Source organism: Saccharomonospora xinjiangensis XJ-54 (assembly GCF_000258175.1).
Lineage (GTDB): Bacteria > Actinomycetota > Actinomycetes > Mycobacteriales > Pseudonocardiaceae > Saccharomonospora > Saccharomonospora xinjiangensis.
This window is the reverse complement of record NZ_JH636049.1, coordinates 2,152,233-2,175,402: the sequence shown is the minus strand read 5'-3', so window position 1 is coordinate 2,175,402 and position 23,170 is coordinate 2,152,233. Positions and strand designations below refer to the sequence as shown.

Annotated in this window: 23 protein-coding genes; 13 read left to right on the top strand and 10 right to left on the bottom strand. The window is 69.0% G+C overall.

The genetic code is table 11. The features are described from left to right. Positions 1 to 49: 49 nt before the first annotated feature. Together SACXIDRAFT_RS09455 and SACXIDRAFT_RS09450 are read right to left on the bottom strand one after the other, a co-directional pair. Positions 50 to 454 (bottom strand): SRPBCC family protein, encoded by a 405-nt coding sequence (locus tag SACXIDRAFT_RS09455; RefSeq protein ID WP_006238328.1) that lies wholly within the window; start codon positions 452 to 454, stop codon positions 50 to 52. A 13-nt stretch (positions 455 to 467) separates the two neighbouring features. After that, a complete protein-coding gene (locus tag SACXIDRAFT_RS09450) occupies positions 468 to 824 on the bottom strand; it encodes a VOC family protein (RefSeq protein ID WP_006238327.1) in 357 nt (118 codons plus the stop codon). A 116-nt stretch (positions 825 to 940) separates the two neighbouring features. Here SACXIDRAFT_RS09450 and SACXIDRAFT_RS09445 point away from each other — a divergent pair, with 116 nt between their 5' ends. The 3 genes from SACXIDRAFT_RS09445 (at position 941) to SACXIDRAFT_RS09435 (ending at position 5,347) form a co-directional block, all read left to right on the top strand. After that, positions 941 to 1,717, top strand: a complete 777-nt coding sequence (locus SACXIDRAFT_RS09445; RefSeq protein WP_006238326.1) for a helix-turn-helix domain-containing protein — start codon at positions 941 to 943, stop codon at positions 1,715 to 1,717. 187 nt (positions 1,718 to 1,904) lie between these two features. Continuing rightward, the gene (locus tag SACXIDRAFT_RS09440) at positions 1,905 to 4,160 is read left to right on the top strand and encodes an AAA domain-containing protein (RefSeq protein WP_006238325.1); all 2,256 of its coding nucleotides are present in this window, start codon (positions 1,905 to 1,907) and stop codon (positions 4,158 to 4,160) included. Next, on the top strand, positions 4,157 to 5,347 hold the full coding sequence (locus SACXIDRAFT_RS09435; protein WP_006238324.1) for a hypothetical protein: 1,191 nt from the start codon (positions 4,157 to 4,159) through the stop codon (positions 5,345 to 5,347). The genes SACXIDRAFT_RS09440 and SACXIDRAFT_RS09435 overlap by 4 nt, the downstream gene beginning before the upstream one ends. A 1-nt stretch (position 5,348) precedes the next feature. Here SACXIDRAFT_RS09435 and SACXIDRAFT_RS23290 read toward each other — a convergent pair whose 3' ends face one another. Genes SACXIDRAFT_RS23290 through coaA form a run of 3 tightly spaced genes read right to left on the bottom strand, consistent with a single transcriptional unit; the run spans position 5,349 to position 9,572 of the window. Further along, positions 5,349 to 5,492 (bottom strand): hypothetical protein, encoded by a 144-nt coding sequence (locus SACXIDRAFT_RS23290; RefSeq protein WP_006238323.1) that lies wholly within the window; start codon positions 5,490 to 5,492, stop codon positions 5,349 to 5,351. Between the two features lie 41 nt (positions 5,493 to 5,533). Next, entirely contained in the window at positions 5,534 to 8,581 is a 3,048-nt protein-coding gene (locus SACXIDRAFT_RS23560; protein ID WP_006238322.1) for an AfsR/SARP family transcriptional regulator, read from the bottom strand. Between the two features lie 55 nt (positions 8,582 to 8,636). Further along, entirely contained in the window at positions 8,637 to 9,572 is a 936-nt protein-coding gene (gene coaA / locus SACXIDRAFT_RS09425) for a type I pantothenate kinase (RefSeq protein ID WP_006238321.1), read from the bottom strand. 177 nt (positions 9,573 to 9,749) lie between these two features. Between coaA and SACXIDRAFT_RS09420 the strand changes: the two genes are divergently transcribed. From SACXIDRAFT_RS09420 to SACXIDRAFT_RS09410, 3 genes are read left to right on the top strand one after another with little or no spacing between them, the layout of a single operon-like run. Next, positions 9,750 to 10,304 carry a YbaB/EbfC family nucleoid-associated protein gene (locus SACXIDRAFT_RS09420; RefSeq protein WP_006238320.1) on the top strand — a complete coding sequence of 185 codons (555 nt, stop codon included), beginning with the start codon at positions 9,750 to 9,752 and terminating at the stop codon, positions 10,302 to 10,304. A gap of 37 nt (positions 10,305 to 10,341) precedes the next feature. Then, positions 10,342 to 10,689, top strand: a complete 348-nt coding sequence (locus SACXIDRAFT_RS09415) for a type VII secretion target (protein ID WP_006238319.1) — start codon at positions 10,342 to 10,344, stop codon at positions 10,687 to 10,689. 14 nt (positions 10,690 to 10,703) lie between these two features. Continuing rightward, on the top strand, positions 10,704 to 11,660 hold the full coding sequence (locus SACXIDRAFT_RS09410) for a hypothetical protein (protein ID WP_006238318.1): 957 nt from the start codon (positions 10,704 to 10,706) through the stop codon (positions 11,658 to 11,660). An 18-nt stretch (positions 11,661 to 11,678) separates the two neighbouring features. On the opposite strand, the gene SACXIDRAFT_RS09405 is transcribed toward SACXIDRAFT_RS09410, so the two are convergent. Then, on the bottom strand, positions 11,679 to 12,284 hold the full coding sequence (locus SACXIDRAFT_RS09405; RefSeq protein ID WP_040922564.1) for a macro domain-containing protein: 606 nt from the start codon (positions 12,282 to 12,284) through the stop codon (positions 11,679 to 11,681). A gap of 111 nt (positions 12,285 to 12,395) precedes the next feature. On the opposite strand from SACXIDRAFT_RS09405, the gene pheA reads away from it, so the two are divergent. After that, positions 12,396 to 13,301, top strand: a complete 906-nt coding sequence (gene pheA, locus SACXIDRAFT_RS09400; protein ID WP_006238316.1) for a prephenate dehydratase — start codon at positions 12,396 to 12,398, stop codon at positions 13,299 to 13,301. Here the strand turns inward: pheA and SACXIDRAFT_RS09395 are convergent. From SACXIDRAFT_RS09395 to SACXIDRAFT_RS09385, 3 genes are all read right to left on the bottom strand, one after another. Beyond that, positions 13,279 to 14,526 (bottom strand): MFS transporter, encoded by a 1,248-nt coding sequence (locus tag SACXIDRAFT_RS09395; RefSeq protein WP_006238315.1) that lies wholly within the window; start codon positions 14,524 to 14,526, stop codon positions 13,279 to 13,281. The two genes, pheA and SACXIDRAFT_RS09395, sit on opposite strands and share 23 nt — an antisense overlap. Before the next feature lie 67 nt (positions 14,527 to 14,593). Further along, positions 14,594 to 14,944, bottom strand: a complete 351-nt coding sequence (locus SACXIDRAFT_RS09390; protein WP_006238314.1) for a metallopeptidase family protein — start codon at positions 14,942 to 14,944, stop codon at positions 14,594 to 14,596. Between the two features lie 3 nt (positions 14,945 to 14,947). Continuing rightward, positions 14,948 to 16,114, bottom strand: coding sequence for a septum formation family protein (locus SACXIDRAFT_RS09385; RefSeq protein ID WP_006238313.1), 1,167 nt, complete (start codon positions 16,112 to 16,114; stop codon positions 14,948 to 14,950). A gap of 87 nt (positions 16,115 to 16,201) precedes the next feature. Here SACXIDRAFT_RS09385 and SACXIDRAFT_RS09380 point away from each other — a divergent pair, with 87 nt between their 5' ends. The 6 genes from SACXIDRAFT_RS09380 (at position 16,202) to SACXIDRAFT_RS09355 (ending at position 21,846) form a co-directional block, all read left to right on the top strand. Then, entirely contained in the window at positions 16,202 to 16,780 is a 579-nt protein-coding gene (locus SACXIDRAFT_RS09380) for a hypothetical protein (RefSeq protein WP_006238312.1), read from the top strand. Position 16,781: 1 nt separating this feature from the next. Next, positions 16,782 to 17,948: a glutathionylspermidine synthase family protein gene (locus SACXIDRAFT_RS09375; protein ID WP_006238311.1), complete on the top strand. Its 1,167-nt coding sequence runs from the start codon at positions 16,782 to 16,784 to the stop codon at positions 17,946 to 17,948. 43 nt (positions 17,949 to 17,991) lie between these two features. Continuing rightward, positions 17,992 to 18,438 (top strand): DUF350 domain-containing protein, encoded by a 447-nt coding sequence (locus SACXIDRAFT_RS09370; protein WP_006238310.1) that lies wholly within the window; start codon positions 17,992 to 17,994, stop codon positions 18,436 to 18,438. A 109-nt stretch (positions 18,439 to 18,547) separates the two neighbouring features. After that, complete coding sequence (locus tag SACXIDRAFT_RS09365) at positions 18,548 to 19,459, top strand: haloalkane dehalogenase (RefSeq protein ID WP_040922563.1); 912 nt, start codon at positions 18,548 to 18,550, stop codon at positions 19,457 to 19,459. Between the two features lie 63 nt (positions 19,460 to 19,522). Next, positions 19,523 to 20,788, top strand: a complete 1,266-nt coding sequence (gene serS / locus SACXIDRAFT_RS09360; RefSeq protein WP_006238308.1) for a serine--tRNA ligase — start codon at positions 19,523 to 19,525, stop codon at positions 20,786 to 20,788. 83 nt (positions 20,789 to 20,871) lie between these two features. Continuing rightward, positions 20,872 to 21,846, top strand: coding sequence for a DUF3558 family protein (locus SACXIDRAFT_RS09355; RefSeq protein WP_006238307.1), 975 nt, complete (start codon positions 20,872 to 20,874; stop codon positions 21,844 to 21,846). A gap of 4 nt (positions 21,847 to 21,850) precedes the next feature. Here SACXIDRAFT_RS09355 and lhgD read toward each other — a convergent pair whose 3' ends face one another. Then, positions 21,851 to 23,161, bottom strand: a complete 1,311-nt coding sequence (gene lhgD / locus SACXIDRAFT_RS09350) for an L-2-hydroxyglutarate dehydrogenase (protein WP_332306768.1) — start codon at positions 23,159 to 23,161, stop codon at positions 21,851 to 21,853. Positions 23,162 to 23,170: the final 9 nt, after the last annotated feature.

Genomic DNA, 23,170 nt, shown 5'->3' with positions numbered 1-23,170 from the left:
GTCGCCCGCGACGCCTTGGTCTCAGCGCGACGGTTTCGCTTCGTCAGCCTCACTCACGGTTGCCCAGCGTTCGCCGGATGACTTCGGAGCCACGTTCGACGAAGTCGGTGATCGGTGCGGCCAGCGGGCCGGGGAGAACGTCGGTGTGCCAGACGAACCTTGTCCGGCCGTCCTCGGTCCGCACCGCCTGCATCCAGGCGTTGTGGTGGGACGGGTGGAGGTCGCCGCCGACGACCGTGTACGCGATCCGCCTGTGCTCGGCGTCCAGATCGACGAGACGTTCGGCGACCACGGTGCCGTCGGCGAACGTCACCGTGCGGGTGTCCGCGCACAGCCGCGTGTCGGTGACGAAGCCGGGGGCGAGTCGCCGGTGCACCGCGCCGAAGTCCCGCAGCACCTCCCAGACCACCTCGGGGTCGGCGTCGAGGACGAATTCCTTGTGAATGGAGGCCATGGCGTGCTCCTGTTCAGGCCTTGGCGATGCAGAACGGGTGGCCTTCCGGGTCGAGGAGAACAGTCCACTCCTCCTGGCCCGGCTGGAACGGGGGTTTGGTCGCCCCGAGCGAGAGCAGCCGTTCGGTCGCGGCATCGACGTCGGCGACCGCGAGGTCGAGGTGCGCGTGCGCGCGGTCTTCGGGCCACCGAAGGCTCTCGTAGCCGTCGATCCGCTGGAAGGCGAGCTGGATCGGGCCGTCTCCCACACCGGCGGAGTCGGCGTCGCTGTGGGTGATCTCCCAGCCGGTGAGGTCACGGTAGAACTGGGCCAGCACCTTCGGGGCTGCGCAGTCGATGGTGATCGTTGTGAGTCGTGCGTGGACGGTCATGTCGTTGTCTCCCAGCACTGAATTGCTTACCCTGCAAGCTTTCCTCGCGGGAGCCTTCCGGTCTTGAAGATTCTTGCGGGCCGTTTTCGTCGGACGTGCCGCGTAGGGTCACATGCGTGCTGACCACCAAGACGCTCGCCGCGCGGGAGGGATTCGCCGTCACCTCGGCTGCCTGTGGTGGCGGCCGTGCCAGGTGGTCCGAGGTGGAAGCGCACGGCGAGTATCGCCTCGTGCTGGTCCGGCGAGGCAGGTTCCGGCGAAGCGCAGCAGGCACGGAGGCCGATCTCGATCCCACGCTGGGCTACCTGGCCGCGCCGGGAGAGGAGGAACGGTTCGCACACCCGGCCGGCGGCGATGTCTGCACGTCGGTGACGTTCTTACCTTCGCTCTGGGAGGCGCGCCCCCGCGCGCGAGTGGTGTACGTCGATGCCCGGGTCGATCTGGCACATCGCAGGGTGCTGGCCTCGGCAGCCGGTGGCGACCTCGACTACGCCGTGACGGAGGAGTTGCTGACCCTCGTCGCGGTGGCCGCCGAGCAACAGGCGCTACCGAGGCGCGCCGCTGACCGGGCGCTCGTCGCGGCGGCAAGGGAAGCGATCATGGAAGGCGCGCGGGAGGCGGAGTCGCTGTGCACGCTCGCGACTCTGCTCAAGGTCTCCCCGTACCGCTTGAGCAGGTCGTTCTCCCGGCAGATGGGGCTCTCACTGACCCGCTACCGGAACCGGGTCCGGGTCGCCGGTGCCATGGACCGGCTCGCCGACGGCGAGGTCAGCCTCGCGGCGCTAGCCGCAGACCTCGGCTTCTCCGACCAGGCACACCTCACCCGTACGGTCCGCGAACACCTCGGACACACCCCGACTGCGCTGCGGCGGTTGCTCGTCACTTCCCGCTGAGCCGTCGAACGCCTTGAGAGCCGTCCGACCAGCTGTTTTTCCCCCGGTACAGGGGTATCGCTCCCCACCGGCGACGTGCCTCGCCGCCACTTCACGCACCCGGATGCAGGTCGTAACCCGCAGGGATTACTCAAAGCGCTGGTCAGGCCCACCCTTGGTTTACTCGGCCTTGACCGAAAGGGGTGGCATGACCGAGTGGCGTCAGCAGGCCGCCGGCGCGGTCGAGGCCGAGCTCGAACACGCGCGGCAGGCCGACGAGTGGAGCGTGCTGGGCCCGTTGCGGCGCACTGAGGACGGCGACCTCGTCGTCGATCTTCGGGGACGCCGGGTCCGGCCGCTGATCGATGTCAGGGTGTCCGGGTGTCAGAACCCGAGGCACGGAACGGCGGTGCCGGTGAGCACCGAGTTCGCCCGAGGCGTCCTGTGGTTGCACGATGTCGGGCCGCTGCCGTCCGAGTGTGATCGGGTGTGGGCGCGTGAGGTCACGCAAGGCAGGGTGCTCGCGCGGCTGGCGCACGGGCTGCGGGAGCTGGGCGACGCGCCGCTGGCCGATCGGCTCGCCGAAGGCAGGCTCGACGCCGCGGGTGAGGACGCCTACTCCACGTGCTTCGTTCCGGGACTGCACCTGGTCTGGGGGCCACCGGGCAGCGGGAAGACACAGCTCGCCGCGAAGGCCGCGGCCGAGCTGGCACGGAAGGGAAAGCGCGTCCTTCTCATCACCGACGAAGCCACCGCGGCGCGAGCGTCGATCCACGCCGTCGGCGACGGCGAGCGGCTGGCCCTTCAACGTGACCTCGCAGACCTTTCCGAAGTGGAGTGCGAACTCGAACGGCTCGACGCCGAGCTTCGCGACTACGACCACGACGCGTTTCTCGCGGCAGAGCGCAGAGTCGAGAACGCCCAGCGCGCCGCCGCGTTGCGCGACGACTTCGACGTCCTGCGCGAACGGCACTGGGAGCTGGTCAGGGACGCGGCGGAGGCCGAGGAGGCGGCGCGGCTGGCTCGGCGTTGTCACGACAGGGTGGCGGGTGAGCACGCGCGCAGGGTCGAGGCTCGTGTGCTGACCAACCGGCTCGCCAAGGTGGAGGAGCAGCTCGGCGAGCTGCGGGAGCGAATGCGCAACCGGAGCCTGCTCTATCGAGGCAGGAAGAACGACCGGAACGAACTGCGGGTCGTGGAGGAGGAACGCCGCAGGCTCGTTTCGCGCATCGAGGAATGCAGGCAGCGCGTCAACACGGTTTCCGACGACGTGCGGAAGCTCGAATCCGATCTCGACCGGATGCGGGCGAAGGCCCGTGAGCTGGAGCGCGAGGAGTCGGACACGCGGACACAGCTCGAACTGGTCCGTGACGAGCTCATGCGACTGACGGCCGCTGGGCTGGGCGACGAGGCCGATCACCGCTTCTACGCCGACTGTCTCAACCGCGAACTGCCCCGGCTGCACGCCGAGCGGGAGGCGCTGCGGGAACGCGCCAGGCACAGGGCGGCGCTGCGGGGCCGGTTCCAGGAACGCCTGTGGTGGATCGGCGAGCGCGGGCACGAGCTGCGGCTGGAGGACGAGGCGTGGTGGTGGGAGTCCGAACCCGTCGTCGTCACCACCATGACCGGCATCCCGCATACCGAAGGCGCCTTCGACGTGGTGCTGGTGGATGACGCGGGCTCGGCCCGCCTCTGCGACGTGCTGCTCGCCGTGGCGCAGGCCCGCGAGACGGCAGTCGTTTTCGGTGATCTCGCGCAGCCGTGGCCGCAGGTGTCGCCGGTGGAGCTGGAGCGCCTTCCCGAGGTTCAGAGGTGGGTTCTGGCCACACCCTTCGCGCACTGCGGCATCCTCACGCCCTCCGACGCGCACGCCCATCCGGGTTGCGCCGTGCTGAACCGGCAGTACCGCGTCGGGCCCTCCGTCCAGGCGATCGCCGAGAACATCGGGTACAAAGCGCTGGTCGCGGCGGAGGGCAGGCACACGGAGGTCGTGCTCCTCGACACGGCAGGCGAGCCGGTGGAGCGAGCCGCGCTGGTGGGGCTGATCCCCGAGGACGGCGGGGCCATCCTCGTCCCGACGCCTGACCAGGTGGAGCCGTGGCGAGAGGTGCTGCGCGACACTCTCACGGTGGATGTGGGCACCGTGGGCACCGTGACCGGCCACGAGTTCGGCACGGTGGTGCTCGATCTGACCATCGACGGCTGGTACGACAGGGTGCGTTCCTTCATCTCCGGTATCGCCCGTGCCCGTGACCGGCTGTTTCTGCTGGCGGATCTGAACGCTGTGCGGTGCGCGCCGAAGGGGACACCACTCGGTGCCGTGAACGCACTGCACCACCAGGGCGGTCTGCTGGTGAGACGCCTCGGTGAGGTGCTGATTCCTCGCCAGCGGCAACAGTCCGCCACGGAGTGGACCGTGACCGTGACCGACCGGACAGCGGCGGATGGCACGATAGCCGGGTGACCCGCCGACCGGAGCTGCGCGCGTTCCTTCTGACGTTGGATACCGAGACGCTGGTCCACATCCTGTGCGAGCAGGCCGATCGGGACGAGGAGCTACGGCAGCGGTTGATCGAGCTCCGGGGTTCCCGCAGGCTCGGGAGCGCGGAAGGAACCTCCTCGTCCGGAGTGGAGGACGCAGCCGCCGGCGCGAGACCCGCCGACGATGCTCCCGGCACCGCCCGATCCGCACGGTCGGACACGGTGCAGCTGGACTCGGTGCTCGACACGGTGCAGCGGCTCCTCGACGCGGGAACATCGGCCGACGTCACACCGCTGGCCAGAAGAACCGCCGACCGCCTCGTCGCGGCAGCGCGTGAGAGCGGCGATCCCTCGGCACGGTTGCTCGAACAGCTCGGCAGGGCGGTTTCGCTGTATTCGAGGGCGTGCGCGGCTCACCCGCAGCCGAGCCGTGAACTCGCCGAGTGGATCATCCAGCTCGTGTTCGACAGCCCGGTCCGGTCCGCCGTGCGGCTCGCGGATTTCGCAGAGGCACTCGGCGACGACGGACTGGCATGGGTGCGGTCGGCCGTGGACGCGGTGCTCGCCGACGGCGGCGACAGTGACCGCGTGCGTGCGGCGCGGGCGGTGCGGCTGGAGATCGCGGAGATCACCTCGGACGTGGACACGGTGGTGGGTCTGCTGTCGGAGGAACTGCCCAGGCTCGATGTGAGTCTGCGCATCGTGCGCGTGTTGAGGGCGGCGGGACGGCACTCCGAGGCCATCGCCCACGCCGCGAAGGCGCTGGGCAACGGTCCGGTGGGGCACGACGGTGGCTCGGCGCCTGTGGTGGAGGCGCTCGAACGGGTTCGCACCCGGCAGCCGCCCTCCGACACCTCCGACGTCGAACAGCTGCTGGGCGCGGACCGCTACGACGAGGCGTGGAAAGTCGCGGCAGACCACGATCCCTCCGACGTCATCCCGCTTTACCGCCAGTGCGTCGAGCAGCTCATCGACTCCCGTAACGCGCAGAACTACGAGCTTGCCGCCGTGCAACTGCGACGACTTCGGCTGCTCTACCGTCGCGCTGGCATCTCACAGGAGTTCTCCACCTACCTGGCTGGCCTGCTCGGCCGCCACCGCCGCAAGACCCGGTTGCTGGACGAGCTGCGCAAGGCGCGGGTGGCCTTGCCGAAGGTTCTCGCGGGATGAGTCACCGGGCAGGTGTGTCGGAGCGTTCGGCCCTTCGCGAGCCTCGCTTGTCGCCGTAGTCGAGGGCGACGGCTCCGAAAGCCATCGCGAACAGCACCGCGATGCCCAGCACCGCGCCCACCCAGGTCAGAATGTCCGCAAGCATCGTGGCCGCCTTCCGAGCCGATGGTCATTTCTCCTCCAGGGTCACCGGCGGAAGATCACGCTGGTATCGGCCAAGTGGTTAGAGCTCCCGTCGGGACTCACCCGATCGACTGACGCTGGGCGATGCGGATGAGCGGAGCCGAAGGTGGCCCCGAGTGATATCGCGGCGGCTCGTGCCGTCCTGACCAGCACCAGAGTCTCCGACGTGCTGCGTTCCTCCTGGTCACGGACCAGCGCCTCCGCTGTGCCTTTCCCGCTCGCGGAGGCCACACAGTGCACGGCGACGTCCACGCACGCTCGGAGCTGCCTCGGCGCCCGCATGCGAAGCCAGTCGTCGAGCGTGAGCTGGAGCAGCTTGGCGGCCTCCGGCACGCGGCCGAGCGCGAGCAGTGTCCCGGCCAGCGCGGTGCCTGCCGAGGCTGTGATCCAGTCGGCCCCCGCGGCTCTCGCCTTGATGCGTGCTCTCGCGAGGTGGGTCGCACCCGCGACGGGATCGGTCAGGGCGGTGGCGGTCGCGTCCGCGTACGCGGCGAGTGCGCGGAGACAGGCCGAACCGGACTCGCGGGCGAGCCGGGTGGCCAGTTCGGCGCGCCGTGTCGCCTCGTGCCGGTGCCCGCCGCGAGCGGCGACAAGTGACAGGAAGGCGTGGGCTTCGGCCTCGTACCCGTCGGGCAGGTCGGGCAGCGCGAGCAATTCGTGGCAGGTGGTGGCCGTCCTGTCGTCGTCGCCGAGATCGTGGTAGGCACAGACCAGCGCCCGCACGGCCGACCAGCGGTGTTCGGGCGCCGAGGCGAGTTCCGCGGCTCTCGCGGCGAGCCGCAGCCCCTCCTCGGGAAGCCCGCAGCGCAGCGCCGCCGTCGCGCCCGATACCGCCGCGAGCACGTGCCGGGACAGCCGGGCGTCGGGATGGCGTGCCACGGCGAGCCGCCACGGCGACAGCTTCGGCAGGCAACGGTAGGTGGTGAGCGAGCCGATCAGCCCCGTCAGCTCCGCCGCGACGGCAGGCTCCTCCGAGGTGGCCCAGCGCAGCGCGGAACACACGTCGTCCTGCACCCCGCGAAGTGACTCGAAACCGGCCACGTCCTCGGCCGTGGTCGCCGCCTCGGTGACCACGTCAACACACCACAGCGCATGCCGTTGCCTGGCCTTGTGCTCGCCGTCCGTGCCCGCGAACCACCGCGCGGCATGCCTGCGAACGAGGTCCGGCAAGCGGTGGTGACCGGTTTCCGTGGTCCCGAGCAGCCCCGTTCTCGTGAGCTGGGTCAGTGCCTCGGCCACGACGCCGCCGGTGGAGGCGACCCGCTCTGCCGCGCCGAGGGACACGTCACCGGCGAAGACCGTCAGCGCACCGAGTAGGTCGCGCCTGGCGGCGGAGAGCTGGGAGAACGCCCACTCGACGAGGTCGGTCGGCAGTTCGGGGGGCATCGGGCGGTGGCTGTCCTCCCCGCGGGCTGTGTCGAGGTCAGTGGGGGCGGCGGGACTGGTGCCGCTGTTGCTGTTGGCATCAGCGATGTTCTCCGGCGTGCCGGCAGGTATGGCATGGTCGGTCGTGCCGTTGCCGCCTGCGTCGTCATCGGTGCGCGTGGCAGGGGTGCTGGTGCCGCCGTTCTCCGTGGCTCCAGTGCTCTCGGTGCTCTCGGTGCCCTCGGTAGGCGCGGCGGCTCCGGCCTTCCCGGACTCACCTGCACTGTGGGCTGCGACGATCTCCACGGCCAGCGGCAGGCAGTCCACCCGCCGCAACATCGCCCTGCCTGCCTCGGCTTCGACGTCGTCGCGAGGGTAGCCGGGGTCGATCCTGCGAGCGCGGTCGCGGAACAACGTTCCGGCGCGGGAGGCCAGCGGGTCGCGAACACCGTCGCGGGCCAGCGGTCCCAGCGGCAGCACCTGCTCGCCCACGAGCCCCAGCCGCACGCGGCTCGTCGCGACGACGGTGAGATCCGCACACCGTGAGGCGAGCTTCCTGACGAGGGTTCGCACGGCCGTCAACTGGAGTTCGCAGCCGTCGAGCACGAGCACGTGCCTGCGACCGCACAGGTACTCGGCGAGCATGGTGGGAAATTCGGCCGCCGCATCGTCACGGCCCCGGTAATGCACTCCCAGCTCGGTTGCCACAGCACCGTACAGATCGCCCGCGTCGCACGTGGACAGCGGGAGGACGGTGGCTGGTATGTCCGTAATGGACAGTACTTCGAGTACGAGCCTGGTCTTGCCGCTTCCCGGAGCGCCCGTCACGGTGACCAGCCGGTCGCGGTGCAGCATTGTGGACAGTCGCGCGAGTTCGTGGCCTCGGCCGGTGAACGTCGTGCCGAAACGAGGAGTCCCGGCGCGGGCCACCGCCGACGTGGTCCCCGTGACGGCTCGATACGTCTCACGCAGTTCGCTGCCGACTCCCTCACCAAGCTCGTCCTCCAGCCGCTCGACGAGCTGGTCGTAACAGGCGACGGCGTCGCCTGTCATACCGAGTCTGTGCAGCGCCCACATCGCGTAGCCGCAGGCGCGCTCCCTCAACGGCTCCGACGAGAGCAGGGCCAGCAACCTTCCCGCAGCGTCCTCGACGGAACCGATGTCGAGCTCACATGCGGCAAGGTCCTCGACGGCTCGGGCGCGCAGTTGCCGGAGGCGCACCGCCTCGGGGTGCTCGACGCCGTCCCGCCGCAGATCAGGAAAGGGCTCCCCCCGCCACATCGCGAGCGCGCGTTCCAGCGTGGAGATCGCATCCCTCGGCGTACACCAGCGGGCGGCCTCGGCCATGCGTTCGAAACACACCGCATCGACCCGCTCGGCATCGACGGAGAGCACACACCCGCCTGCCGTCCACACCAGCTCCGCCGCAGGCGCCAGCAGCGTGCGCAGCCGCGTGATCCGGGTCTCCAGCGCGTCGAGCGGGTTCGCGGGCCGTTCGTGCGGTGCCCACGCCAGTTCGACGAGAGTGTCGGCAGGCACGCCGCGATTGAGGTCGGCGACCAGCGCGGACAGTACGACGCGCATGGCCCTGTCCGTGACCGGTTGCTCGGCCCCACGCCTGGTGATGCGCAGTGGACCGAGAACGCCGACGAGCGGGTGAGGTGGGCTCTTGCTCACACGGGCCATGGTCGAGCCCTACCCGGGTGCCGACCACTCGGAGGTCACCGGATGAGGTGATTTCCTACAGTTTGCGCAGGCGCACCCGGTTGATCGAGTGGTCGAAGTCCTTTCGCAACACCAGAGTCGCGCGGGGACGGGTCGGCCGGATGTTCTCGACGAGGTTCGGCTCGTTGATCGTCTTCCACAGGTGCAGTGCCTCGGACCTCGCCTCGCTGTCGGGAAGACCTGCGAAGTGGTGGAAGTGCGACGCGGGGTCGGCGAACGCGGTGTGCCGCAGTTCGAGGAACCGCTCGACGTACCAGCGCTCGATGTCGGCGGTGTGGGCGTCTACGTAGATGGAGAAGTCGAAAAGGTCGGAGACCGTGAGCCTGGGCCCCGGTTGCAGGACGTTGAGCCCTTCGACGATCAGGATGTCGGGCCTGCGCACCACCTGTTCCTCGCCGGGGAGGATGTCGTAGGCGAGGTGGGAGTAGACGGGGGCTCTGACCTCCTCGGCGCCCGACTTCACCTCGGTGACGAATCGCAGCAGTGCACGGCGGTCGTAGCTCTCGGGGAAGCCCTTGCGGTGCATGAGGCCACGGCGAATCAACTCCGCGCGCGGGTAGAGGAAGCCGTCGGTGGTGACCAGATCGACCCTCGGATGGTCGGGCCAGCGCGCCAGCAGCGTCCGCAGGATGCGTGCGGTGGTCGATTTGCCGACCGCCACGCTACCCGCGACACCGATGACGAAAGGGACCTTGGTGGCGTGCGCGTCCTCGCCGAGGAAGGTGGTCGTGGCCTCGTAGAGGCGTTGGCGGGCCGCCACCTGGAGGTTGATCAAGCGGGACAGCGGAAGGTACACCTCCGCGACCTCTCTGAGGTCGATCTGCTCTCCGAGGCCGCGCAGCCGCGCCAGCTCGTCGGCCGTCAGCGGCAACGGGGTGGAGCGACGCAGCTCGCGCCACTGGTCCCGCTGGAGTTCGACGTAGGGACTGCGCTCACGGACCCGTGGTGGCATTCGCTCACTCCTCGCCCTTCGATGGGCCTGGCGCGTACATCTGCTCTTAACGCGCATTCAACGGTAGGTCTTCTGAATGCGTGGCGGACTGTGACGTTCTACACCTGTCACCGTGACCCGAACGGGTGCAAGTCCGTTAATCTCTGCCACCGGTTCTCTCAGCAAGGGGGTTTCACCGTGAGCACACCCGATCGGCCGTCCGATCCCATGGCCTTTGCCAACGACCTGACCGAATGGGCGAAGAACCTGGAGCGGAAGGCGGCGCGGTATTCGGAGCTCAAGGGCCGTCTCGTCGGGATGTCGGTGACCGCACAGTCACCGGACGGTATGGCGAGGGTCACCGTGGACTCCAACGGTGTCCCGACGGAGTTGACGATTACCGAACGGGGCAGGGGAGCCGACCCCGCGCAGCTCTCACACGCGTTGACGCAGACGATGCGGCAGGCACAGGCGAAACTGCGGGACCAGGTGGCCCAGCTCACCGAGGCGACCGTCGGCGACGACGCGGCAGGAAGGGACATCGTCCAGAACTACCGCGAGCGATTCACCGAACCGGTCATGGACGAACCACCTGCTTCGGGGCCGCGCACCCTGAACCTCGGCGCGCCTGCCGAGGAACCCGCACCGTCGCGGCCGTCGGAACCGCGACCCTCACGTCCGCGTCCCAGCTCAGACGGTGACGACGGTTCCGACGGCGACGACTACTTCGGCGGTTCGGTACTGCGGCGCTGAGCAGCGTCGAACGAGCTCTGTGACGAGGAGGACGAACATGGGTGCGCCCGGGTACCAGGTCGATCCACAGAAGTTGCGCGACCACGCCGGAACCATCGCGACGATCAAGGCGGAGGTGGCCGAGGCGGGGCAGGCGGGGCATTACGTGTCCGGCCTCGACGACGCCTACGGGGCCATTCTGCGGATGATGTACCTGCCCACCGCGCTGAAGGACGCGCAGGAACGGGTCGCGGGTCTCATCGATTCCGTCGGCACACAGCTGGAAGGACTCTCCGACAAGCTCTCCACCGCTGCCGAGAAGTACGAGACAGGCGAGAAGGAAAGCCAGGAGCGGCTCAAGCGGCCGAAGGACGACATCGACCGCACCGACATCATCGCGGTCTGACGGAGGCGACGAGTATGGGAATCCTGGACGACAAGCCGAGCAAGGAAGTCGCCGACAGCGGGTTGATCGCCGAGGGGACAACGGCGCGCGACACCTACGACTCGCTCCAGAGTCCGGCCAAGGCCGCCGCCGGTGGCGCGTTGATGCTGGGTCTCGCGAATCCCGCGTTACTGCCCGTCGGCATCGCGGCAGGGGCCATGGGCGGCCAGTTCGACAACATGGGCTCGGCCTACGAACTCACGGCGGGAACGTCCATCGGGACGGCGTGGGACGCCTACAACCAGATCAGCAGCGGCGACTACGCGGCGGGTATCCCCAATGCGCTCATCGTGGGAGCCGACGTGGTTGGCGCCATCGGCGACCCGATCGCCGCCGTGGCAGGCCAGCTCGTCGGCTGGATGATGGAGCACCTCGAACCGCTGAGGATGGTGCTGCACGGGCTGACCGGTGAGCCAGCCATCGTGCAGGGCTACGCGGATTCGTGGGGCAACATCGCCGACCGCCTCGAAAGCCAGTACGCGGCGATCGGCGAGGCCGTGAACGGCCAGGAGCACTGGAAGGGCGACGCCTCCGACGCCTACCGCAAGGCGGCGGCCAACACCCAGGGCGCCATGTCGGGCGCGTACGCGGGCGCGATGGCCGTCAAGGACGCGGCCCTCAAGATGAAGGACGTCGTCGCGTCGGTGCGCAACATGGTGCGCGACATCCTCGCCGACCTCGCGGGCGGCCTCGTCAGCCTGGCCGTGAAGTGCCTGATCCCGCCGCTGGCCGTGACGGCGATCCCCGCCGCCATCTCCACGATCGCCAAGGCGGCGATGGACATCGCGGGCAAGGTGTCCCGCCTCGCCCTCGTGGTCACCCGCTTGATCGCCGTGCTCCTCGACCTCGGCGAGGCGTTGAACCAGATCGAGCAGTCGAACGGGCAGAACCCGGGTTCGGCGAAACCCAAGGGCGAGGCCGTCACGACGTGAGGTGTTCGGCGCTCGCTGTCAGCGGGCGCCGAACACCTCGTCCCAGGCCGCGGCGATCTGCCGCGCGCACGTCTTCGGGGACACCCCGGCGACTCCCGTGCCGAGGCCCGGCATGGCGATGGTCTCGACGACGTCGCGGAAGCGTGTGCCGTGTTCGAACTGGCCGTCGCGCCACAGCAGGAACACGGCCCGCGCGGCGAGGTAGGGATGCACGGTGTCGTCGGGGAGTCGTTCACCTGGCTCGCGCACGGTCGGGGCGCTGATCAACCACTCGGGCAGCGCCTCACCGGTGGGGACGACGACAGCCTCGCCGATGGGCAGCTCGCCGCCGTGATAGGCGAGGATCGTGCTCCTCACCTGCTGCTCGATGCCGGGGAACGCCTGTGCGTAGACGGCATCGACACCGCCGCGCATCCAGCCGTGGCCGTTACCGGGGCTCACCACCGCCTGCGCCCGGATGTCGAGTACCGAACCTCGATGCACTCGCACGAACCCGCTCGCGGCTTCGGCGACGCTGTGCCAGGCTGTCGCGAGAGAGTCGTCGAGTGCGCACAACACCAGCTCCGGAGCCCTTGTCGTCGCGCCTGTGCCGTTCCACGTGTGCGTGCCTGATTCGGCGGTCACATCTGACAGCATGGCAAAAATCCCGTTCCGGGGTAACCACGTATCCATATGGCTGGACGCGAGTGCCGGGTGAGGATCGTCTCACTCTCGACCCCGCGTAGCCTCTGACGCATGTCGCGCATCGCCTATTTCGGCCCTGCTGGGACGTTCACGGAGCAGGCCGCCCGCAGCCTCGCCGACGGCAGGGAGCTCGTGCCGGTGGAGACGATCCCCGCCGCGATGGCCGCCGTGCGCGGGGGCGAGGCCGAGCTGGCGTGCGTTCCTGTGGAGAACTCCGTCGAGGGGCCCGTGACCGCCACGCTCGACGGCCTCGCCGAGGATTCGCCGCTCGTGGCGGTGGCCGAGGCACTGCTGCCGGTGCACTTCACGGTGCTGACGAGGCCGGGCACGGAAACCGTGCGCACGGTCGCGAGTCATCCTCATGCACTCGCGCAGGTCAGGCACTGGCTGGAGCTCAACCTTCCCGAGGCGACCACCGTCGCGGCGTCCTCGACGGCCGCGGCAGCCGTTGCCGTGTGCGAGGGCGAGTACGACGCGGCCGTCACCGCTCCCGTTGCCGCGCGGACCTATCCTCTTCGCGTGCTGGCGGAGGGCGTGGCCGACGTGCCCGACGCGCGAACGCGGTTCCTGCTGCTGGCCACGCCGGGGACATTGCCTGCCCCGACGGGCGCCGACAGGACGTCGATCGTCGCCTCGACGGCCAACCGCACCGGAGCGCTCGCCGAACTACTCACCGAACTGGCCTCTCGCGGCATCAACCTCACCCGTATCGACGCCCGCCCGATCAAGGGCAACTTCGGGTTCTACCGCTTCTTCCTCGATATCGAGGGCCATGTCGCCGAGGCCAGGATCGGTGACGCGCTCGCCGCACTGAAACGGCGGTGCGACGTGCGTTTCCTCGGTTCGCACCCGAGGGCAGATGGGGTGCGCGCCACGGTTGGCGAGATGGCGACCGACGAGGACTTCGCCGAGGCGGCGACGTGGGTCGAGGCGGTCAGGAGCGGTCGGCAGGCATGAGGCCGTCGGTGCGTACCGTGCCGAGAGCCACCAGCGCCACCACAAGCAGTCCGGCTCCCGAGAGCACGAACGTCGCGCTCGGCGAGCCGAGCCAGCGGGTGGTGACTCCGCCGAGCAGAGCGCCGACGGGCAGAGCGCCCCACGCCACCGTGCGCCAGACCCCGATCACCCTGCCGAGCAACTCACCGGGAACGAGCATGTGCCGCGCTGTCGCGAGCATGACGTTCACGACCACGATGGCTGAGGCGAAAAGACCGAAGAGCATGCTCGACGCGACGGGGTTCGAGCTGAGACCCATCGCGAGGAACGCGGCCCCGCTTGCCACGACCCCGCTCACGAGCGTGACCGTGCCGCCGAAACGGCCGAGCAGCTTCGACGCGACGGCAGCTCCGAGCAGCCCGCCGATGCCGCCCGCGAAGGCGAACGCGCCGAAGGCGGCCTCGCTGAGGTGAAGGTCCTCAAGCGCGTAGAGCACGAGCTGGGCCTGCGCCATCTCGCTGACGAGGCTGACCAGGCAGACGACGAGAACGAGCCGCCGCACCAGCCGGTGGCCGCGTACCCAGCGGATGCCCTGGACGATATCCGCGCGAACGCCGGCGGCCGTGGAGGAAGCCCCGCCGTCGCCGCGTTGTGGCCGGTAGCTTCCCGGCAGCGCGGCCAGCAGGACGGCCCCCAGCACGAAGGCCACCGAGTCGATGAGGAAGGGGAAGGCGGCGAACAGCGCGAACGTCAGACTGCCCACGGGGCCGCCGAGGAAGGTCTGGCCCACGATCTCCGTGGCCTGGAGCTTGCTGTTGGCGCTCGCGAGACCGCTGCGCTCCACAACGGACGGAATCAACACGTTCGTCGCGCTGTCCGCGACGGTCTCGGCGAGCCCCACGAGCAAGGCCGCCGCGTAGATCAGCCAGATGTTCGCGGCATCGAGGTGGACGAGCAGACCGAGGAGCCCGACCACCACGGCGCGCACGGTGTTGGCCACGACGACGGCTCTGCGACGGTCGATGCGATCGAGCAGCGCACCCGCCAGCACGCCGAACAGCAGCCACGGCAGGAACTGTGCGGCGGAAAGACCCGCGATGAGCACCGGATCGCGGGTCGCGGTGGCCGCGAGCAGTGGAAAGGCCACCTTCGCGATGCCGTCGCCGAGGTTGGCGAACGCACTGGAACCCAGTAGCCGGTTGAGCCGTTTGTGGGCGCCTTCCGGGGTGACGAGGCCTTCACTCATGGCAGGACCTGCGAGGTGCCCGGTGCGCAGAGGACGACGTCAGGACCCGGAATGAGGCCCATGCCTGTTACCCCCAGCCGAGTTCGTGTAGGCGGGCGTCGTCGATGCCGAAGTGGTGCGCCACCTCGTGGACGACGGTGATCAGCACTTCCTCGACGACATCCTCCTCCGTCTCGCAGATCGCCAGGATCGGTTCACGATAAATCGAGATCCGGTCGGGCAGCACGCCTCCGTAGTCGTGGCCGCGTTCGGTGAGTGCGACGCCGTGGTAGAGCCCGAGCAGATCGCGCTCCTCAGCGTTGCGGTCCTCGACGAGGATCACGACGTTGTCCATCGCGGAGGCGAACTCCGGTGGTAATTGGTCGAGGGCGTCGGCGACGAGTTCCTCGAACCGCATCCTGCTCATCCGGACCGGCATGGCTCACCCACCGGTTCCCTGGTCACCAGCCGCCCCGGTCTGTTCGGCCGACCCGCCGTCCCGCGGTTGCTCGGCGTCCCCGGTCGTACCAGGCGTCCCGGACGTTCCGTCGTCCTCAGTGTCGTTGCCGCTCTCCTCACCGCCGTCCTTGCCGTCCTTGCCGCTGTCGTCCTTGCCGCTGCCGTCGGTCTTGCCGTCCTTGCTGTTCTTGTCGTCGCTGCCTTCCTTGACGCTTCCGCGAACTGGGGCGAGCCCACTCCGGTCTTCGAGCGTCGCGCCGACCTTGCAGTTGACGAGGGTGGAACCCGCCTCCCAGCTCTCCTCCGAGCGCGTGTCCCAGCTCAGGATCAGCCCGTCCTCGGCCAGCGCCTCGACGTCCTTTCCTCCGGTGTACTCCTCCACCAGTTCGGCGCACGTCGGCTCGAGCCACTCCTTCTGCTCGTCCTCATCGGGATAGGAGTCGAACTCGTCGGCGAGATCCACCATCGCGACGATCTCGTAGGAGTGCTGTGTGTCACAGGTGACCGGGTCGCCGACGCTCTTATCGACGAGAGCGAGGCAGGTGCCCGGCTCCCAGACGTTGGACTGGTCGATCTCCTTCGCGGACTCCGTCAGCACCTGAAGGCCGCCGCCGGGGCCGACCCATTGGAGCCCGCAGTGCAATGCGCGGTCGCCGTCCGCCCACTGGTTCTCGTCCGGCCGCAGCACGCCGATGGTGAGCTTGCCCTCGGGGTCGAGTGGGCCGTCGAGATAGTCCTCGACGAGCTGTCCGCAGTGTTCCTCCGTGAGTTCCCGCCAGGTCTCGTCGTCCGGCATGGCGGCCTCCGGGCCGTGCTCGGGAGCGAGGTCGGCCAGCCCGACGACCTCGAAGAGGTGCTCCTCGTCACACGACACCTTCTGCACGTCTCCCGCGTCCGCGGACGTCCAGTTCAAGCAGCTACCCGGCGGCGAGCGGAAAGCCCGCTCGCGCGCCTTCGCCACCTGCTCGGACTTCTCCTGCTCCTGCTGCTGCTGCGACGTCACCTGCGGACTTTCGGGAACCCACGAGAGCGTCCAGCTGAGGGTCATGGCGACGAGGGCGCCGAGGAAGGCACCCCCCATCAACACGCGGGTACGCAGCGCCGGATTGGTCGGCTGGCGGTCAGGCTGGTCGGACATCGGCTCCATCATGCCTGTTCCGCCGCTCCCTACTCGACTGCCAGCGTCTCAGGAGCTCTAAGGTGACATACCGCATGGTCCGCGGTCTTGGAGTGCGCGATGACGGATGAGAAGAACAAGGATGAACGACGGCGCGGCTCTATGCGCTTTCAGGATTCCGAGACCACCACCCCCCGGGAACCGACGCTCGCCGAGAAACGTGCGCGGTTGAAGGCCGAGGAGGAGAACCGGCGTCGCGCCGAGGAAGAGGAGAAGGCACTCCAGGAAGCCGAGGCGAAGTCCCGTTCGCGGCGCAAGGTGCTGGCAGGCGGCGGTGTGACCGTCGGTCTCGTCGGTCTCGTCGCGGCCTGGTACGTCGTGGCCGCGCCGGAGGACGTCACCGCGGTCTGCACGACGGCGGACGGCACGGTCGTTGACGACGACTACTGCGACGACGACTACGTGAACTCCCACCACGGCTACCACAGCGGCGGCTGGATCTTTCTTCCTTCGCCCGGCGGCGGCTACCAGCAGTACCGCTACAACTACGGGGGCTCCGGTGCCGTCGGCCAGCGGGTGAACGGCGGAACGTACACGCGCCCCGCCAACGCGTCCATCTCGACGAAGTCGGGCACCACGGTCCAGCGCGGCGGTTTCGGGATCAGCGGAGGCGGTTTCGGCAAGGGCGGGGGCTCGTAACGTGCGCAGGGAACAGGGGAAACCACGCGCCGAGTGGGAGAGGATCGTCGCCGAGCAGGGGCTCGTGTTCGGCACCCCGGCGCGGTACGCGTCGGGGCAGCCTCGCCCTTACTGGGACGAATCCGTGCACTACGTCCTCGACATGTCGGAAGTCCTCTCGGTCGAGGCCGACGTGGAATTACTGCACTCGATGTGTCTCGAAGCCGTCGATCACGTCGTCACGGCGGAGCGGTACGCGGAGTTCGGCCTGCCCGAGTGGGTGTGGCCGCACGTCGCGGAGTCGTGGCGTCGCTCCGATCCGCATCTCTACGGCCGGTTCGACCTGCGCTACGACGGCAGTGGGCCCGCGAAGCTGCTCGAGTACAACGCGGACACGCCGACCTCGCTGCTGGAGGCGGCCATCGTGCAGTGGTACTGGAAGACCGACGTCCATCCCGACGACGACCAGTGGAACTCCCTGCACGAGCAGCTCGTGGAGCGCTGGCAGACCGTCGGCGGCGCGCTCCCGTCCTCGGAGGTTCATTTCACCTGGTCCAGCGCCGACCCGACAGGTGAGGACCACCTGACAGTCACCTATCTTCAGGAGACGGCGGCAGAGGCCGGGCTCGACACGGTCGGCCTCGCCATCGAGGAGATCGGCTGGGACCCGCTGCTGAAGCGCTTCGTCGATCTGGAGGAAGCGCCCATGAACACCGTGGTGAAGCTGTACCCGTGGGAATGGGTGGTCGATGAGGAGTTCGGCCGCCACGCCGTCGAGTCGCTGCCACAGACACTGTGGATAGAGCCGCTGTGGAAGATGCTGCTGTCCAACAAAGCCATCCTCGGCATCCTGTGGGAGAACTACCCAGGACATCCCAACCTGCTTCCGGCCTTCAACGACCAGCCCGGCGTGCTCACGGAGTACGTGCGCAAACCGAAGCTCGGAAGGGAAGGCGCGAACGTGAAGATCGTCGCGCCGGGGTACGAGACCGAGACCGGTGGCGTCTACGGGTCCGAGGGCTACGTCTACCAGGCTTTCGAGCCGCTCCCCGAGTTCGACGGCTACCGCCCTGTGCTGGGGGCGTGGATCGTCGGTGACAACGCGGCCGGACTCGGGATCAGGGAGACGTCCGGGCTTGTGACCGACGACGGCGCTGCCTTCGTCCCCCACCGCATCCCGCAGTCGTGATAGGACTCGCCCGCAACCCGCTCACTCGATCTGGGAGACCCTTGTGCTCGTAGCACTGTCCGACACCTTCGGTACCGACCTTGCCAGGGGCATCGGGGCGATCATGCTCTACGCGATCGTCGGCCTCATCCTCATGCTGCTCGGTTTCCACGCCATCGACCTCACCACCCCCGGCAAGCTCTCCGAGCTGGTGCGCAGGGGCCTGCCGAACGCCGTGGTGATCACCGCGTCCGGGTTGCTCTCGATGGCGTTCATCGTGGTGGTGGCCATCTGGACGTCGTCGAGCGATCTCGTCGAGGGGCTCATCACCTCACTCGTGTACGGCCTTGTCGGCATTGTCGCCCAGGTGCTCGCCGTGCGGCTTCTGGAATGGGCCACCCGAATCGACGTTCGCTCCACCATCGAGAGCGACAGGTACACGCCCGCGAGTTTCATCGTGGCCGCGGCGCACCTCGCGCTCGGGCTCGTCGTCGCGGTCGCCATCTCCTGACGAATCGGCCCCCGGGCCCTCGCTTTCGGGGGCCCGCGGGGTGAACGGGTCCATATCGCCTTGATTCCGGCCACCCGCCGCGGCGTCGTCCTGCACTAGCGTGTGGCGCGTGCGGATACTGCGGACACCCGAGGACCGGTTCGACGACCTGCCAGACTTCGACTTCCCCGCGCTGTACGCGGACGTGGACCACCCGTTGCACGGCATCGTGAGAATCGGGTACGTCGAGGCAGGGCCGCCCGACGGGCCCACCGTGCTGCTGCTGCACGGCGAGCCGAGCTGGTCGTACCTCTACCGGACGATGCTCGGTGTACTCGCCGAAGCGGGTATCAGGGCCGTCGCACCCGACCTCGTCGGTTTCGGCAGGTCCGACAAACCCGCCGAGGTCGCCGATCACACGTACGCACGGCACGTCGAGTGGATGCGTGCTTTCGCCTTCGACGCGCTGGATCTGCGTGATGTCGTCCTGGTCGGCCAGGACTGGGGCGGGTTGATCGGCCTTCGTCTCGTTGCGGAAAACCTCGACCGGTTCGCAGGGGTCGTCGCCGCGAACACCGGACTGCCAACGGGGGACACGGACATGCCCTCGGCGTGGTGGAGGTTCCACGACGCCGTGCGCGACGCACCGGTTCTCGACATCGCCAGGTTCGTGCAGGCGGGTTGCCGCCGCGGGCTGACCGACGCGGAGCGGGCCGCCTACGAAGCGCCGTTTCCCAACGAGACGTACAAAGCGGGTCCGCGTGCGCTGCCATCCCTGGTGCCGACCCGCCCCGACGACGAAGCCTCCGAGCCCAACAGGGCGGCGTGGAACACGCTTTCCGCCTCGTCGTTGCCGTTCCTGTGCGCGTTCTCCGACGGAGATCCGATCACCGCGGCCATGGAGCCGATCCTGCGCGAGACGATGCCGGGCGCGCGGGGCAGGGAACATCCGACCATCGAGGGCGCTGGTCACTTCCTCCAGGAGGACGCGGGAGAGGAGCTGGCGCGCGTGGTGGCAGCGTTCGTGCACGGGCTGAGCTGAGGGCACCGGCAACGAGCGACCGAAGTTCACCGGCGAGCCCGGCCCGGTCTAGGCTGGCTAACCGTGATTGACCTGAGGACCCTGCGCGAGGAACCGGACGTCGTGCGCGCTTCGCAGCGCGCCCGAGGTGAGGATGTCGGTGTCGTGGACAGGCTGCTGTCCCTCGACGCCCAGCGCAGGTCCGCCATCGCGAAGGCCGACAACCTCCGCGCCGAGCAGAAGCAGCTCGGCAAGCGCATCGGCAAGGCGTCCGGCGACGAGCGGCAGGAACTCCTCGCGCGTGGCAAGGAACTCGCGGCCGAGGTCAAGGAGGCCGAAGCGGAGCAGAGCCGCGCCAGCGAGGAGTTCGAGCAGCTCCACCGCGTCGTGCCGAACGTCGTGCACCCCGAGGTACCGGAGGGTGGTGAGGAGGACTTCGCCGTCCTGCGGCACGTCGGCACGCCGAGGGAGTTCGACTTCACGCCGAAGGACCATCTCGAACTTGGTGAGGCGCTCGGCGCCATCGACATGGAACGCGGCGCCAAGGTGTCGGGCGCGCGGTTCTACTTCCTCACCGGAATCGGTGCCCGGTTGCAGCTCGCGCTGCTCACCATGGCGGCGGCACAGGCCACGGAGAACGGCTTTCAGCTCATGATCCCGCCGGTGCTGGTCCGGCCGGAGATCATGGCGGGCACCGGGTTCCTCGGTGCGCACTCGTCGGAGGTGTACCACCTCGCCGACGACGACCTCTACCTCGTCGGCACGTCGGAGGTGCCGCTCGCCGGCTACCACGCCGACGAGATCCTCGACCTGACCGGCGGGCCGCTGCGCTACGCGGGCTGGTCGTCGTGCTTCCGCCGCGAAGCGGGTTCCTACGGCAAGGACACCAGGGGCATCATCCGCGTCCACCAGTTCGACAAGGTGGAGATGTTCGTCTTCTGCGACCCGTCCGACGCCGAGGCCGAGCACGAGAGGCTGCTCGCCTGGGAGGAGGAGATGCTCGCGAAGATCGAGGTGCCCTACCGGGTGATCGACACCGCGGCAGGCGATCTCGGTACCAGCGCGGCGCGCAAGTACGACTGCGAGGCATGGGTTCCCACGCAGCAGGCGTACCGCGAGCTGACCTCGACGTCGAACTGCACGACCTACCAGGCGCGCAGGCTCTCAGTGCGTTACCGCGACGCCGAAGGCCGTCCGCAGACGGCGGCGACCCTCAACGGCACGCTCGCCACCACCCGGTGGATCGTCGCGATCCTGGAGAACCACCAGCAGCCCGACGGTTCTGTGCGTGTGCCGGAGGCGCTTCGCCCGTTCCTCGGTGGACTGTCGGTGCTCGAACCCCGATCCTGAGCACGCCACACCGCCACACCGCCGAGCCGTCGTCGGCCGCTACTCTGTCGGCGTCGGCTCGGACGGCGACCCGGGAGGTCACTGTGCGCGGGAGAGCTCTCGTCGTTCTCGGGTGCGCGTTGCTGATGGCGGGGTGCGCCACCACGGTGGGCGGCACCGCGTCCCCTGCCTCGCCGCCGAGCGAGGCGAAGGACATCGCGGCGGGGGAGCCCTGCGAGCTGCTGACACCGGAGCAGGCCGCCGCCCTCTACTACGAGGAGAAGGGCCAGTTCACTCCGGGGAAACCTGGTCAACTGGTGCCTGCGGCGTGCTCGTTCACGCCCGCCTACAGCGACCAGAGCATGGACCTGCTGGACATCTACTTCTCCGTGGACATCCCGCTCGGCGACTACGTGGCGGGCGTCGAGCCGGAATGGGAGAAGGAGATCGGAGGACTGACGTGGGCCCGCTATCCCGACCCTTTCGGTGGCGAGTCGATGTGCACGATCGCCACAGAGCTGTCCCCTTCGTCGTTCGTGGCCATCATGAGCAGCAACTTCTCGGACGAGTCGAAATCCTGCGAGCAGGCTGAGGCCGCGGCGCCGTTCGTGTCGTCCCACCTGCCGGGCGGGGCACCGGCGACGGTGGAGCCGAGAAAGCCGAGCCCGCTGGAATCGGTGAACCCGTGCTCGCTGCTCACCCCGGAACATGCGGAGAAACTCGGCAGGCGCGGGCACGGCGAGTACCTTGAGCCGGGCGATCTGCTACCCGCACGCTGCAACTGGATCAACGCCGACGGCGACGACCGCAACACCACCATCGTGGGCGTCGAGACGAAACGACCGGCGCCGGACCCGGAAACACGCGCGGAAGGCGAACCGAAGAAGGTCGAGGCCGACGGCCGCGAGTGGGTGGTGTACGGGGCGAGCATTCCCGGTATGTGCGTCGCCGATCTCGCTGTCACCGACAGGTCGTACGTGAGCATCACCGTCACGGACGGCGTCGCCGAGACGGACGAGGTGTGCGCCAAGGTCGAGGACGCGATCCCGCTCGTGACGAAGAACCTGCCGAAGGAATAGCCCGTCAGCCGGTCGCGGTGACGCGGTCGGCGACGTACGCGGCGATCTCCAGTGCGCTCGTCGCAGCGGGTGACGGCGCGTTGAGCACATGAATCTGGTCGCGGGCCTCTTCGATGACGAAGTCGTCGGCGAGCCTTCCGTCCGGCAGCAGGGCCTGCGCGCGCACGCCGGAGCCGTGGCGCACGATGTCCTCCCTCCGGATGGCCGGAACGAGGCGGGCGAGGCTCGCGGCGAAGCGGCGTTTCGACAGCGACCGGGTCACCTCGTTCCAGCCCGCGGGGAAGGCGTGGCGCCGCGCGAGCCGCCACGTGCCGGGAAAGGCCAGCACCTCGGCGAGGTCGCGCACGGAGACGTCCCTTCCGCGGTAACCCTCCCGCCGCGACGCGAGCACGGCGTTGGGTCCCGCGTGGACACTGCCGTCGAGCATGCGAGTGAGGTGGACACCCAAAAACGGCAGTGTCGGGTCGGGAACCGGGTAGATCAGACCACGCACGAGATGGCGCCGCCCCGGCCGCAGTTCGTAGTACTCGCCCCTGAAGGGCACGATCCTGGTTTCCGGTGTGAGCCCCGCGAGCCTGGCCACGCGGTCGGAATGCAGCCCCGCACAGTTGACGAGGGTGTCCGCCTTCACGACGTCGTGCGGTGTGGCCACCTCGACACCGCCGTTGCTCCCCGCGCGGACGGCGAGCGCGGGCGTGCCCAGCCGCAGGTCGGCCCCGGCTTCACGCAGCAGCGACACGAGAACTCGGCACACGGCAGGGAAGTCGATCACAGCGGTGGAGTGCACCCGCAGCGCGCGCACGCACGACACCTCGGGCTCGTACTCCCTGGCCTGCGCGGCGTCGAGCAGTGTGGCGCCGACACCGCAGGCTCGCGCCCGCTCGGCGAGCAGGCCGAGGGCGGGCAACTCGGCGACGGAGGTGGCCACCACCAGCTTGCCGCACACGTCGTAGGGCACGCCGTGCTCGCGGGCGAAGGCGATCATCGAGCGGTTGCCAGCCACCGAGAGCCGCGCTTTGAGCGAACCCGGCCGGTAGTACAGCCCCGCGTGGACGACGCCCGAGTTGTGGCCGGACTGGTGCGCGGCCCAGTGGTTCTCCTTCTCCAGCACGGTGACGTGGCAGCCGCGCGCGGTGAGTTCCCTCGCGACGGCGAGACCGATGATCCCGCCACCGATGACGGTCACGTGACGCACGGTGTGGCAGCTTACGCCTCGCGAGTCCTCAAGAACGCGGAGCCGAGAACCGCGAGGTGGAAAGGCGAAACGCGGTCCGCGTTCGGTCGCGCGAGGGTGGAAAGCGGGTAGCTTGCCCACCGAGGGGTG

What these genes read in the sequence shown, in the direction of transcription:
- SACXIDRAFT_RS09380 (WP_006238312.1), top strand. Translation starts at nt 16,202, where the DNA reads ATGACGGATGAGAAGAACAAGGATGAACGACGGCGCGGCTCTATGCGC.
- SACXIDRAFT_RS23290 (WP_006238323.1), bottom strand. Translation starts at nt 5,492, where the DNA reads ATGCTTGCGGACATTCTGACCTGGGTGGGCGCGGTGCTGGGCATCGCG.
- coaA (WP_006238321.1), bottom strand. Translation starts at nt 9,572, where the DNA reads ATGCCACCACGGGTCCGTGAGCGCAGTCCCTACGTCGAACTCCAGCGG.
- SACXIDRAFT_RS09450 (WP_006238327.1), bottom strand. Translation starts at nt 824, where the DNA reads ATGACCGTCCACGCACGACTCACAACGATCACCATCGACTGCGCAGCC.
- SACXIDRAFT_RS09455 (WP_006238328.1), bottom strand. Translation starts at nt 454, where the DNA reads ATGGCCTCCATTCACAAGGAATTCGTCCTCGACGCCGACCCCGAGGTG.
- SACXIDRAFT_RS09390 (WP_006238314.1), bottom strand. Translation starts at nt 14,944, where the DNA reads ATGCCGGTCCGGATGAGCAGGATGCGGTTCGAGGAACTCGTCGCCGAC.
- SACXIDRAFT_RS09415 (WP_006238319.1), top strand. Translation starts at nt 10,342, where the DNA reads ATGGGTGCGCCCGGGTACCAGGTCGATCCACAGAAGTTGCGCGACCAC.
- pheA (WP_006238316.1), top strand. Translation starts at nt 12,396, where the DNA reads ATGTCGCGCATCGCCTATTTCGGCCCTGCTGGGACGTTCACGGAGCAG.
- SACXIDRAFT_RS09440 (WP_006238325.1), top strand. Translation starts at nt 1,905, where the DNA reads ATGACCGAGTGGCGTCAGCAGGCCGCCGGCGCGGTCGAGGCCGAGCTC.
- SACXIDRAFT_RS23560 (WP_006238322.1), bottom strand. Translation starts at nt 8,581, where the DNA reads ATGGCCCGTGTGAGCAAGAGCCCACCTCACCCGCTCGTCGGCGTTCTC.
- SACXIDRAFT_RS09410 (WP_006238318.1), top strand. Translation starts at nt 10,704, where the DNA reads ATGGGAATCCTGGACGACAAGCCGAGCAAGGAAGTCGCCGACAGCGGG.
- SACXIDRAFT_RS09385 (WP_006238313.1), bottom strand. Translation starts at nt 16,114, where the DNA reads ATGATGGAGCCGATGTCCGACCAGCCTGACCGCCAGCCGACCAATCCG.
- SACXIDRAFT_RS09395 (WP_006238315.1), bottom strand. Translation starts at nt 14,526, where the DNA reads ATGAGTGAAGGCCTCGTCACCCCGGAAGGCGCCCACAAACGGCTCAAC.